The organism is Trichococcus shcherbakoviae (assembly GCF_963666195.1).
In the GTDB taxonomy this organism is placed as follows: Bacteria; Bacillota; Bacilli; order Lactobacillales; family Aerococcaceae; genus Trichococcus; species Trichococcus shcherbakoviae.
On sequence record NZ_OY762653.1, the window covers coordinates 2505652 to 2518404 of the forward strand.

The window sequence follows — 12753 nt, forward strand, 5'->3', positions numbered from 1 at the left end:
GCGCGAATTATTGCGGATAATACCAGTGTAGGTCTTATCAAGCAGCAAAGGCCACTTAACAAGACGAGAAGGGATCGATTACATATGTTCATGACACCGGTATTAGGGATGGATTTCACGGAGGACAAGAAAGGGGTCGTCATTCATTTTGTTGAAGACGACGCAGTGGCGGAGGAGTACCTGTTCGAGACGACGGATGAGGCGGCTGCATTTTTCAGGAGCTGCGAAAACTTGTGCACTGAGGTCAAGGAGGAGCCACTGGAGGTACAATATGCCATCATCAGGGAGTTCTTGGATCTGGATATCGGCGAATTCAACTACGAACGCGCTTATTATTGATGGGAAACACAAAAGAAGGCCAGCCCCGGTATGATTCGGGGCTGGCCTTCTTTTGTGGCGGCGGAATCGACGCACAGCTCCGGCGAGGGTCCTGTTCGCCGGAGGACACCGGTAATAATCGGCCTCTCCTTCGGCGAAGCCGGCTTCATCGGAGCACACACCTAAAAATGTGGGCTGAACTTCGGCGAAGCCTACGTTCACCGGAGAAGAGCGCGTAATGCATATTCAACGATATCTGCGGAAGCAACAGTGGTGAACCGGACCCTACGTATATTGCGGTATCGTTCAGTATTGGCGCACCTTCAGATGTTGACCGATCAAGATCAAATCGCCCGACAGCTGGTTCAGCTGCTTCAGCGTAGCCGGTGTCGTTCCATATTTGCGCGACAGCCCCCAGAGCGTTTCGCCTTTCACGACGCGGTGCAGCAGGAATGTGCCGGGCGCGCTCGCAAGGGGAGGCAGCGCGGAGAGTCCGGCTTCGATATCCTGACGGAACCGGGCTTGTGATACGCCCCAACTTGCAAGGTAGCCATCCGGATCGGTGTGGTTGGTTCCGCCGACATTTTTCGAAACCCAGGAATGGGTTTTGATGCCTTTGTCATGAACGCTCGCTCCGCTGTTCAATGTGCAGGGGATGCCTGCTTCCAGCGCCAACTTTTGCAGCAACCAGACATAAGCTTTATAGTCCTGATCAAAAATGGCGCGGCTGTTCGTCCGCGCCAACTCGACTTGGGCATAGGCATAGCCGTTCGCTTTCGAGCCGACACCCCATTGGACTTTGCCGGTGTTGGCGATCTGGATTATTTTCCCGCCTCCGCCGACCCAATGGGAAACGAAGGCGTTTTGCCAGTTTCGCTGCATGTAGCTGACTTCGTTCTCGAGGCTGTTTTTGCCGACGTTGTTCGGGTTTCCGGATTCGTGAGCGATGATCAGGTTGGCCGCGGTGAGTGGATTCTGGTAGATGGAAAAAATCCGTTTTTCGACTGTGTAGTTCATGGTGTTCCTCCTCGTGTTTGTTCATGCTGTAGTCTCTTGTGGTGGATGGATAATCAAAAAGGGTGCCTCCAAATGAGACACCCTTGGGCGTTGTTGATGAATACTTAAGTTGTCCAGCAGTCCAAGCGGCTTGTACTGCTTTTCTTATTTTTATTCGGCTTCGGCGATCAGGTCGGTGATGGTGCGTTCCACGTAGCGGGCGCTGTTCACTGCCGTGAATGGGTTGATGCCTTTCACTTCGAACGCGTTCAGACCGATGATGGCGTCCATTGCCGGTTGCAGTTCAGCCGATGTCAAGCCGGGTTTCGGGTTCTTGACACTCAAGTTGCGGGTTTTCCCGTCGGCCGTCAAAAATTTCAATTCCAAGGTTACTGTTGTCGTCATGTTCATTTCCTCCTAGATGTCTGATGGGTAGTGGTTGCTTCGCTGCTTTCGGTTGGCTTAGGCGATGGAGTAGCGGTTCTTTTCGACTACGACTGCGTAGGCAGCAGGCAGATCGACAAGGCCGGATACGGCTGTTTGGAAGGATTGGACCTGTTCAGCAGTGACGCCTGGTTTCAGGTTCGCGAATGACTGTTTGACTTCCTTCTCGTTTGCAAAATCATTGAAATAAAGCTCGATGTTTCCTTCTTCGTATTGTTTCACCATTTGGCATTCCTCCGTTTTCTTTTCTGGTAAGTGTCATGACTGCTTACACCTATAACGACGAAGACGGACAGGCAATGTGTAACCCTATCTTTCAGACCTTCAAAAAATCGCTGGCTTTGGTTTGGATCTGCCGTCTTCTTTTATAGAGTGTTTTGCGTGAAATCTTTTGTTTCCTGGCGATTTCGGTGATGTTCAATCCCTCCAGCGCGTCCCGCAGATAGGCATTCTCCTCAGCGGTTAGGCAGTCGCAAAGGCGCTGCAGTAGATCAGCCTGCTCCACTTGGTCTTCAAACGAGACTGCATTGGGGATTTCCTCCAGCTCCTCTTCGGAAAGGTAGGCTTCGCGGTTTTCTTTTTTGCGGTCCTTGCGGATCTGATCCAGGAAAGTCCAGTGGATTTTTTGTTTGGCATAGCTGACGAACAGAAAGCTGTTCTCGGTTGCGAGCGCGTCCTTCAGGCAGGTTTCGTAAGTGTCAAAAAGGGTGATCAGCCCTAATTGGTAGAAGTCGTCATAGTCGTTGTGGTCCGGATACCGATTGATTTTGTTCAGACAATGATGGATGACACCCGCGTATAGATCGCTCAATAAGGTTGCGGCTTCATCGGTGCAGATTCTTTTTTTCATATTCATGGCGTTGCCTCCGTAATGTAGTGGATGGCGTGATGCAGGGGATGTCCCTGTGCATGCTCATCACGGCCTTGGCAAGCTTGCTGATGCCCATATTAGCGGTCGGGGTGCACCGGGGTCAAAACGGTAAATGCGGCAAAAAAGGTGACAAAAGTGACTCGAATCACATTTTCAGCCATGTTTGTGGCGATAACGGAGAAAATGTAAGCGTTCTTATATCATTATGATGAAAAGTAGTATATATTTTTGTTAGACATTCCTATTTGGGGGGATTTTATGGAAAATAAAAAAGCTAAAGAATATCGGAAGGTGCAGACTCAACAAGCGGAGCAGCAGTCCACTGACAAGAGCAGCAAACAGACTGCCGAACAGCACATGAATGATTTGGAAGCAACCAAAGAAGAGGGCAAAATACTCGATCCGGCAACATTGGATGCAATCATGTCGCATTTCCGCACATCGTTGGAAGCATCGTTTGCCCATAAAAGCCAGAATAAGGAGGAGCCGGAACCATTCCTTGTCCTGCTCGATCCGGAAAGTATCCAGACCTATCTGGAACAGGCTTGGGATTTGGACCGTTTTGTGCTGGACAACAGTTTTTTGTACCTGCTCAGCCTGAATCCGCAGTTGCACCAGACCGATTTCAAGACGCTCATCTTCTTCAAGGACGGCCGCCTCATCAAGACGCGCGAAAACAGCAACAGTGTGATGCGTTCGCTTTTTGATTTGATCGGGTTCAGCTATGATTTCATTCGCGGCATCTCCACGCGCGTCAGCGGCAAAGACAGTCATTGCGTGCCCTATATTTTTGGAAGGTACAGTTTTTTGCCGTTGAGCGGTCCGACCCGCCAGCAGAGTTCGTGGATCAACCTTTCGAAGGTGCAGCATTATCGGGCGCTGAAAGGGGAAAAAGGGGTAGAAGTCCATTTCGAAGGTGCAGCATTATCGGGCGCTGAAAGGGGAAAAAGGGGTAGAAGTCCATTGCGTCAATCAGCATGTTTTCCAGCTTCCGGTGCGCCCGCAATTTTTCGCGGATAAGGTCAAACAATCCGGCCAGATTGTCCATCGCCAAGAGCACCTTTTGCGCAACGTCCTTAAGAATTTCGATTATGTCGATGGGAGAAAAGAAGAGCGCGAGAACAATCTGTTGGGGAATGCTTTTCATGCGCATACCGATCGCATTTCGCTGATTTCGATGGAGGATTATATCCGAATCTTTCAGTTTTCCTTTGCCGAAACGGCTTTGCGCCATCCATCGTTGCGTGACAATCCGGTGACGGACGAAGCGCTGCACCTGTTGCGGGAGAATCTTTACGTCGATCTGCCCCATCTCAGGAACGCAGCGAAGTAGCCAACCTAACCGGGCAATGAGTTGCATAATTATAAAAAAGGCTATCATTTGTGATTCAGGTTGAAGTATTTTACAATGAATACAAAGAACAAATCTTCAGTAATGGGAGGAATCGTTATGGACAAGAGAATCGAAGGTACCTTTGCTAATCAGGAATTGCTGATCGATGAAATCACGCATCTGATCAAGCATGAAGGCTATGCGCCTGAGCAACTGCTGGTCATCACCCGCAACGGAAAGAGCAATTACATTACGGAGGAAACTGCGGTGCAGGTCATCATAACCGGTGAGGACCGCGAGGAAGATTCCTTATGGGATAAGATCGTAAAATTCTTTACGGTTGATTTGGACGAAGAAGAGGAAGAAGCTATTTTTGAACGCTACGGCATTGATGAGGATACGTATGAGCGCTTTGAGGATGCTTTGGATGATGGTGAATTGCTGCTGCTGATCGACGATGCAGCTCCGATCAACGACGAACACGCCGAATTTTTGGTGCGCGATGGCATCTTGCCTGACGAAAAAGCTGTCCCTGTCGCAGCTGCCACTGCAACGAAACCGGATTGGATATCCGCCGACAGCGAAGAAGTCGGCGACATGCCGGCTCATTCCATCGAAGCCGAGAAAAAACTGGAAGTCACCGAAGTTGCAGCAGAGTCGCCGAATCAGCCTGCTGATATGACCGACGATATCACCGGCCAACCGATCGAAGCGGAAACGGTAGCGGATCCTGCGATGGCGGAAGACAGTCACCATTTGCCTGAAATGCAGTTCGACAAAGATGATTCCATGCCAGAGTTGGAGGAAGAAAAGGAACAGTTTTCCAAGGACCCGTTCGGAGGCGACACTGTTGTTGCTGAAGCCGGCGAGGACGCGGAAGACATCGAACCTGATTATGAAGAGACGGACAAACCAAAACCGGCTCTGTGATTGGTACATACACCAAGGGCTGCCCCCGGAATGGGGCAGCCCTTGGTGTTTTTAGCGCGCAGCGGGGATTTCGAACATACGTTTTGTTCCTTTTGTGTTTTGCATGTATAATAGCAAGTGAGATTCGCCGAAAGGATGAAGAAAATGGATCATACTGAAGAACAGGCTGAAAAATTGCCTGTCGTAACAAAAATAACCGTCCAGAAAAAACGGAAGGACCGCTTCAATGTCTTCATCGATGGAGAGTACTCCTTTCCGATATCGGAAGCGGTGCTCATCAAGGTCGGCTTGCATAAAGGCATGACGCTCACGAAAGAGCGCAGCGCCGAGATCGAGAAGGAAAACTACGACTATATGGCATACACGACTGCAGTCAATTATCTATCCTACAGCCTGCGTAGCGAGAAAGAAGTCCGCAAGAAACTGCATGAGGAGGAGATCAGCCCGGACGCAATCGAACGTGCGCTGACGCGGCTGGTGGATCAGAATTACGTCAATGACCGCATCTATGGCGAAAGTTACACGCGCACGGCGGCGAACCTGAATCTGAAGGGACCGCAGTTGATCGCCAATGAACTGAAAGGGAAAGGATTGTCGGAGGAAGATATCGCCTTCTCCCTCAAACAATATCCGCATGAGTTGCAGCTGGAAAATGCCCAAACGATCGCCGAGAAGCAACTCCGCAAACAAAGCCGGGTCTCTTCGCATGAAGCGGCTTCGAAAATCCGGCTCCATCTGCATCAAAAAGGCTATCCTTCCGACATTGTCCTGGAAGTCATGGGAGAGATCGAAACGGAAAAAGAGGAAGAGGATGAAATGGCAGCTTTGCGCATGCAGGGGGACAAGCTTTGGCGCCGTTATGAACGCAAGGCGAAAGGCCGTGAACTTCACCAAAAAGTCAGATCGGGGCTTTACCAAAAAGGCTACCCGGGTGAGCTGATCTCCGCCTATATCGAAGAAAAGGAACAGGAAACAGAATAATGACAAACTTAGAACACAAAAAAATATTCAAAGCAGCCGGCATCGAAATGTGGCCGGCCGAGAAGATAAAAGCTTTCCGTAAAGCCTTGTTGGATTGGTACGACAAAGAAAAACGCGACCTGCCTTGGCGCCGGACGAGCGATCCCTACAGCATCTGGGTTTCGGAAATCATGCTGCAGCAGACGCGGGTGGACACAGTGATCCCGTATTACCAAAATTTCCTGGATAAATTCCCGGACATCACAGCGTTGGCGGCAGCTCCTGAAGACGCGATCCTGAAGGCTTGGGAAGGACTCGGATATTATTCCCGCGTCAAGAACATGCAGAAGGCGGCGCAACAGATCGTCGCCGAATACGGCGGTGTTTTCCCGGAAAATCCGCAGGAAATCGCGAAGCTGAAGGGAATCGGTCCGTATACGGCAGGAGCCGTTTCCAGCATCGCCTTCCAGATCCCAGAGCCGGCAGTAGACGGCAACGTCATGCGCGTCATGAGCCGGTTGTTCGAAATTGATGCCGACATCGCCAAACCGGCCAGCCGGAAAATCTTCGAAGCAATCGTGCGCGAACTGATCGATCCGGAGCGTCCGGGCGACTTCAACCAAGCCTTGATGGATCTGGGCTCGAGCATCTGTTCGCCGCTGAATCCGCAACCTGAAATCAGCCCGATCAAGGCCTTCAATGCCGCCTACAAAAACGGAACGATGCATCTTTATCCGGTCAAGAGCAAAGCGAAAAGGCCGGTGCCGATGAACCTGCAGGGCGTCATCCTGCAGAACAAAGAGAAGCAGTTCCTTTTGGAGAAGCGCCCGAGCAGCGGCCTGCTGGCGGATTTTTGGACCTTTCCGTTGATCCAACTCGACCTCGATGCGATAGCCGGATCGGAGGATGCGACACTTGATCAGGCGATTATCCAGACAGAATTACTGGTCGCGGAGAATTTCCCGAAGCTGACGGAAGCAGCAAAGAAGGCCGACAAAAAATTGCCGTCCTTCCGCCAGATCGAAGCCCAGCTTTCAGCGGCTGTGGCTGAGAAATACGGCTTGAAGCCCGTGTGGCTGAAGGCGGAAACCGGATCGGTCAATCATGTCTTCAGTCACATCAAATGGCACATCACCGGTTATTACGGACGTGTGTTGACGAACGATGGCAGCCCATTGCCAGAACAATGCCGTTGGGTCAGCGAAAATGATTTTGCCGATTATGCTTTCCCGGTGCCGCAGCAAAAAATGTGGCAACAATTTCAGCAGCAAACCCGAAAAGAATTTGGTCTATAATGGCTAAAGTTTCGCAATCTATTTCCATTCTATGATATACTGTTCAATGAACTGAAAGTTGAGAGGTCCGCCGAAATGATTTCCGGCGAGGGCTCAAATAGTTGAAGAAAGTTGGGCACCGTGATGCATAACCCTCGGGAGGGAGAATTCATCACCATAAAGAGTTATAAGCATGACGGCAGCCTGCATCGAACGTGGCGTGACACCATGGTATTAAAAACTAGTGACCAATCCATAATCGGCTGTAATGATCACACCTTAGTAACGGAAGCAGATGGGCGTCGCTGGGTCACCAGAGAGCCTGCATTGTTGTATTACCATAAACATTATTGGTTCAACATCGTCACCATGATCCGCCAAAAGGGTGTCTCCTACTATTGCAATCTGGCATCGCCTTATGTGATCGACCAGGAAGCACTGAAGTACATCGATTATGACCTGGACATTAAAGTTTTTCCTGATGGTGAAAAACGTTTGCTTGATGTAGATGAGTATGAATTGCATCGCAATCGCATGAATTACCCAAAAGAGATCGACCATATCCTGAAAGAGAACGTCAAGATTTTGGTGAGCTGGATCAACGAAGAAAAAGGTCCATTTTCCAAAGAATACGTCGACTTATGGTATGAGCGGTACTGTCAGCTGTCGCATAATCAGCAAAACTCGTGATGAATCCAAATTATAAAAAACCAGTCGAGCTTCATGATCGACTGGTTTTTTATCGAAATATCCGCCTGGCCTAAAAAATACCGTGCATTAACACAACCGTTATATTATGATAAATATATCTGTAATAAAGAGTCAATATTTGAAATACGATTAAAATATTGGAGGAATCAGAATGAAAAAAAGGGAAATAGTGCTTGTTTCCATCATGGGAATCCTTACGATTGCCGTTGTTTTTTTTGGATATAAATACGCGGCCGGTAAAAAAGAGGCCTTATTGAACGAAGGAGAAAAACAGACGGAAACAGTTTCCGAAGTGGTTTCCTCGCAAGAGTCGGAAATCGCCGAGAGCGATACATCCGAAGCTTATGCGCAGTTCTTGGCCGCTTTTGCTGAGAACAGAAACAATGCATCGGTCGTTGATTATCTGCAGTATGTTCATCATCATGCGAAAGAAGTCAATGTCGCCTTTTTCGGGGATGTCGCATCCGATGCGGTCTGGGCCAATGCTGCCATCGCCGCCATCCAAGCCGATTACCCGCTCGAGAATCTGACGACATCGTTCTTCAGTCATCCTTCTGACAGCAGCTCGGTCTTTCTGAGCAGCCAATATGTTCAGGAAATGGTCGCAAGTAGTCCGGATGTGATTTTTTACACCATCCCGACGAAGGCAGATCAGATACTTAATATAAGTTTGGTTGATTCGACGCAAAACATCTACGCGATTTATGATGAAATCAGAGCTGCCCTGCCTGATGCGCTGATCGTGTTGGTGACGCCGGCTCCTGCCGAAGCCAAAGTGGCCGATTGGAATTCCCGTGCCTTGGATTATCGGAACTATACCAACAATCTGGTGGAAGAAAATGCAGCTTTCACTGTTCCGTTGTATGACTTGCATGCGGATTTCCTTGCTGATTTGACAAACCGCAGTGAAACAGTGACCAACTTGATGGATTCTGCTGGTCTGGAATTGAATGAAGCCGGACAAAAACTGTACGGTGAAATGTTTGCGAACAGCCTGCGGACAAAAATGATCGATACGACGACCGGTTTGTACGTGGACGGCGAAAAGCCTGCCTACACACCGATCGCCCCGACATTAGTCGTGCCAGAAGTGCCTGCCACTGTAATCGAGGAGACTGTCAGCGAAGCGACAGTGTACGAAGAGCCGGTTTATGAAGAGTCGACATACGTTGCACCTTATGTAGCACCAGATACAGATGATACTTTGCCGAATACATCAAATTCTACAGATACGGATGCGAACGACAATTATACTGGGACAAGTACAACTGTGGAAACTGATGGGACTACATCGATTCAGTAGTTGAGCATCTGATTTTTATGCTGACATGACAGGGTTATGGAATATTCTAATCAGACCATCACAAATAAATCACATAAATAAAAAGCTTACATTTGCCGTATTGTCCGGTAAATGTAGGCTTTTTCTGTGGAATTTCCGTATTTCTATTCACATAGCGGCAGATAAGTCAAATGTTTCAAATCCGAATTTCACAAACTTGCGTAGTGAGGATAACACAAAAGCAGTATTGTCCTTATTTCTTAAGATAGCCTTTGAAAGATTGATATTATTGCGTTTCTATTGTATAATTATGGCGTAATAAAAAGATGTAAGCGTTTTAATAAAAGGGGTTCTGGGTAGGTCCAAAGCCATATATTTCACAAATATGCAGACAAATTTGGAAAACGCCGCACGATAGCCATCCGCATAAACGCAATTTCATCAGAAGAGAGATTTTTCGGAGGTAATGTCATGTACATACAAGTTGATGAACGGAAACGGACTGACGTTCTATCGACTACTTATTATCAAAATAACTTAGATAATTTAGATTATCGACTAGAGCAATTTGTACAGTCGCCTGTTTTTGATAAAAAGTATTCATTTGATGGGGAATTGGGAGCACTCTATACACCGCAGCGGACTATTCTGCGGCTATGGGCTCCGACTGCGCTCAGCGTAGAAGTAATCGTTTATGAAAGTCTGTATCGCAAAGAGAAGAAAAGACACACGATGGGGAACGGTGGAAGAGGGACTCACGAACTCATTATGATTGGGGACTATGCGGGCACTGCCTACAAATACGCCATTACTTTTCCGGATGGCAAAGTTGTTGAGACAGTTGATCCCTATAGCTATGCGACCACCGCAAACGGAGAACGCTCTGTCATTTTGGATGTCTTGAAAACGAATCCTAAAAGATGGGGAGCCCGATTGGAGCCGATCGCTTCACCAGTCGACGCCATTATTTATGAATTACATATTCGTGACTTCACGATTTCCCCAACAAGCGGGATTGCAAACAAAGGCAAATTTCTAGGTGTAGTCGAGCAAGGTACCTTATCTGCGGATGGCGACAAGACAGGGCTGGATTACCTGAAAGAGCTTGGCGTAACGCATGTCCAGTTTTTGCCGATGGCCGATTTTTCTACAGTCAATGAGTTGAAACCGTTGGAACAATATAACTGGGGCTATGATCCTCAGAACTTCAATGTTCCGGAAGGATCCTATGCGACCAATCCCTATCAACCGGAAGTTCGGATACTGGAAATGAAGGAAATGATTCAGAGTTTGCATGATGCGGGAATCCGCGTCATCATGGACGTCGTTTACAATCACGTCTATTTACCGAAATTGCATGCTTTGGAAAAAACTGTTCCGGGTTATTACTTCCGCAAAAATACTGATGGAACGCTCTCCAATGGGACGGGTGTCGGCAATGATACCGCTTCGGAGCGTTACATGATGCGCAAATACATCATCGACAGCATCACTTATTGGGCGAAGAACTTCCACATGGACGGATTCCGCTTTGATCTGATGGGAATCCATGATGTCGAAACGATGAATGAAATCCGTATCGCTTTGGATGCAATCGATCCTTCCATCATCATGCTCGGTGAAGGGTGGAATCTGAACACCAATCTGCCTCCTTCCGAAAAGGCTGTCCAACAGAATGCGGACCGCATGCCCGGTGTGGCTCATTTCAATGATGCGTTGCGTGAAGCAATCAAAGGTTCCGACTTCAACAGCGGGAACGATACCGGCTTTGTCACCGGCAAACCGTTCATGGAAGGCTGGATCGCCACAAATCTGCAAGGCGGAGCGTACTACCCCGCTAGCCGAGGCAACTACAAGACTCCAGCCCAGATGGTGCAATATGTGGAGGCTCACGACAATTTGACGCTTTATGACAAATTGAAGATTTCGCTGCCATGGGATGATGAAGGTTCCCGTATGCGGCGCCATCTTTTGGCAAGCAGCTTCGTTCTGCTGAGCCAAGGCATCCCGTTCATTCATGCAGGGCAAGAGTTCATGCGCACAAAGAACGGGCTGGAGAACAGCTACAATGCGCCGGATTCAATTAACCGCATGGATTGGCACCGCCGTTTCGAGATGAAACAGGCTGTGGATTACATGAAAGGTTTGATTGCATTACGCAAACGGGAGCCGTTATTCCGCTTGCGGACCATCGATGATGTCAAGGGGCATATGAATATCCTGAAAGCTGATTACCAGATTGTTGTCTACCAACTCGAAGATACGGAAAAATTATACTACGTCATCTTCAATGGCCAGACGAATGCGATCGATTTTGATGTCGAAACAGGGGATTATCGGGTGTTGATCGAGGACGGAAAAACGAACGTGGATGAACCGAGAATAATCGAAGGATTATCCCGCATCCGGGTGGAATACCTTTCCGTTACAGTGCTTGTGAAGAATAAATGATGGTAGTCCGGGCGGTCGTCTCATTTGAGGCGACCGTTTTTTTGAGTGCGAATGCACAATCAGGAGCTAAACTCCGGTGAAGGAAGGATTGGCAGGAGGAGAGCAATCGAAACCGTGCTCTACTCCTGCCAACGGGTGTTGCCCGGAGTAGAGCTATCGAATCCGCGTTGAACTCCGGCCAAGGCCTGCGCCGTCGGACTTAGACAACATGCGACACCCTGATTGCTATCCTTTGCAACATTTTCCATTCCGTATCGAACAAGATCATCACATCCTAGAGCAATCTTTGGTACAATGAACTGAGTAGGATATTGCACGATAATGATGAGGTGGGATATACAAATGATAAAAATGATAGCGATCGATATCGATGGCACGTTGGTCAATGAACAGAAAGTGATGACGCATAAGGTAAAAGAGACGATCCAAGAGGCAATGCGCCGTGGAATCAGAATCGTGCTTTGCACCGGCCGTCCGCCTGCAGGCATCAAGCCGTATGCCGATGAATTGGGATTCGGGGAACACGAGGACTACATCATCGCCCAGAATGGTGCCTACATTCTGCGTGCAGACACGGACGAAACGGTATACAAAAAAACGTTGACGCTCGCCGAGGTGCAGGGAATTTACGAGTTCGGAAAAGGTTTTTCTGTTGGGACACTGTTGGTTGGCGAGCACCATTATTACAGTTTGGAAGATGAAGTGACGGAATCGATGCAAAAGGATGCCACTCTCGTCAACATGGAAATCAGCGTATTGGATCCCACAGCAGTAAGCGAAGAGATGGGTTTGATGAAGATCCTTTACATCGGCGAGCCGAACGAGGTGGATGTCATCGATTCGGCCATCCCCGACAAGATGCGTGATGACTTCTATATCGTCCGCAGCCAGGATTTCCTTATGGAAGTGATGGAAAAGAACTCGAATAAGGGCACCGCGTTGATAAAATTGGCGGACCATCTCGGGATCGCGATGGAGGAAGTGATGGCGCTAGGCGACGGCGAGAACGATTATGAAATGATCCAAGTTGCCGGTCTGGGCGTCGTGATGTCGAACGGAACCGACAATCTTAAGAGCATCGCGAACGAGATCACCTTATCCAACGAAGAAGACGGCGTGGCCCATGCCATCGAGAAATGGGCTTTCCCAAGCTAAGGAAAATGTTTCCGGAATAGAAAAGAGG

General features: G+C 48.6%; 14 protein-coding genes. 10 read left to right on the plus strand and 4 right to left on the minus strand.

All coding sequences use genetic code 11. The features are described from left to right. Positions 1 to 84 precede the first annotated feature (84 nt). The gene (locus tag ACKPBX_RS11835) at positions 85 to 339 is read left to right on the plus strand and encodes a hypothetical protein (protein WP_319995512.1); all 255 of its coding nucleotides are present in this window, start codon (positions 85 to 87) and stop codon (positions 337 to 339) included. Positions 340 to 624: 285 nt separating this feature from the next. Here ACKPBX_RS11835 and ACKPBX_RS11840 read toward each other — a convergent pair whose 3' ends face one another. From ACKPBX_RS11840 to ACKPBX_RS11855, 4 genes are all read right to left on the minus strand, one after another. Further along, entirely contained in the window at positions 625 to 1335 is a 711-nt protein-coding gene (locus tag ACKPBX_RS11840) for a LysM peptidoglycan-binding domain-containing protein (protein WP_319995513.1), read from the minus strand. Between the two features lie 150 nt (positions 1336 to 1485). Next, positions 1486 to 1719, minus strand: coding sequence for a DUF2922 domain-containing protein (locus ACKPBX_RS11845; protein WP_319995514.1), 234 nt, complete (start codon positions 1717 to 1719; stop codon positions 1486 to 1488). 57 nt (positions 1720 to 1776) lie between these two features. Then, positions 1777 to 1983, minus strand: coding sequence for a DUF1659 domain-containing protein (locus ACKPBX_RS11850; RefSeq protein ID WP_086629677.1), 207 nt, complete (start codon positions 1981 to 1983; stop codon positions 1777 to 1779). A 91-nt stretch (positions 1984 to 2074) separates the two neighbouring features. Continuing rightward, on the minus strand, positions 2075 to 2614 hold the full coding sequence (locus tag ACKPBX_RS11855; RefSeq protein WP_319995515.1) for a sigma-70 family RNA polymerase sigma factor: 540 nt from the start codon (positions 2612 to 2614) through the stop codon (positions 2075 to 2077). Positions 2615 to 2887: 273 nt separating this feature from the next. Between ACKPBX_RS11855 and ACKPBX_RS11860 the strand changes: the two genes are divergently transcribed. From ACKPBX_RS11860 to ACKPBX_RS11900, 9 genes are all read left to right on the plus strand, one after another. Next, complete coding sequence (locus ACKPBX_RS11860) at positions 2888 to 3649, plus strand: hypothetical protein (protein ID WP_319995516.1); 762 nt, start codon at positions 2888 to 2890, stop codon at positions 3647 to 3649. Next, positions 3624 to 3962, plus strand: a complete 339-nt coding sequence (locus ACKPBX_RS11865) for a hypothetical protein (protein WP_319995517.1) — start codon at positions 3624 to 3626, stop codon at positions 3960 to 3962. The genes ACKPBX_RS11860 and ACKPBX_RS11865 overlap by 26 nt, the downstream gene beginning before the upstream one ends. Positions 3963 to 4079: 117 nt before the next feature. Continuing rightward, positions 4080 to 4892, plus strand: coding sequence for a general stress protein (locus tag ACKPBX_RS11870; protein ID WP_319995518.1), 813 nt, complete (start codon positions 4080 to 4082; stop codon positions 4890 to 4892). Positions 4893 to 5036: 144 nt separating this feature from the next. Continuing rightward, the gene (gene recX, locus ACKPBX_RS11875; protein ID WP_319995519.1) at positions 5037 to 5873 is read left to right on the plus strand and encodes a recombination regulator RecX; all 837 of its coding nucleotides are present in this window, start codon (positions 5037 to 5039) and stop codon (positions 5871 to 5873) included. Beyond that, positions 5873 to 7147 carry an A/G-specific adenine glycosylase gene (gene mutY, locus ACKPBX_RS11880; RefSeq protein ID WP_319995520.1) on the plus strand — a complete coding sequence of 425 codons (1275 nt, stop codon included), beginning with the start codon at positions 5873 to 5875 and terminating at the stop codon, positions 7145 to 7147. The genes recX and mutY overlap by 1 nt, the downstream gene beginning before the upstream one ends. 123 nt (positions 7148 to 7270) lie before the next feature. Beyond that, entirely contained in the window at positions 7271 to 7816 is a 546-nt protein-coding gene (gene ntdP, locus ACKPBX_RS11885; protein WP_068561041.1) for a nucleoside tri-diphosphate phosphatase, read from the plus strand. A gap of 172 nt (positions 7817 to 7988) precedes the next feature. Continuing rightward, entirely contained in the window at positions 7989 to 9140 is a 1152-nt protein-coding gene (locus tag ACKPBX_RS11890; protein ID WP_319995521.1) for an SGNH/GDSL hydrolase family protein, read from the plus strand. 450 nt (positions 9141 to 9590) lie between these two features. Then, positions 9591 to 11570 (plus strand): type I pullulanase, encoded by a 1980-nt coding sequence (pulA, locus tag ACKPBX_RS11895; RefSeq protein ID WP_319995522.1) that lies wholly within the window; start codon positions 9591 to 9593, stop codon positions 11568 to 11570. A gap of 342 nt (positions 11571 to 11912) precedes the next feature. Next, a complete protein-coding gene (locus tag ACKPBX_RS11900; protein WP_319995523.1) occupies positions 11913 to 12725 on the plus strand; it encodes a Cof-type HAD-IIB family hydrolase in 813 nt (270 codons plus the stop codon). Positions 12726 to 12753: the final 28 nt, after the last annotated feature.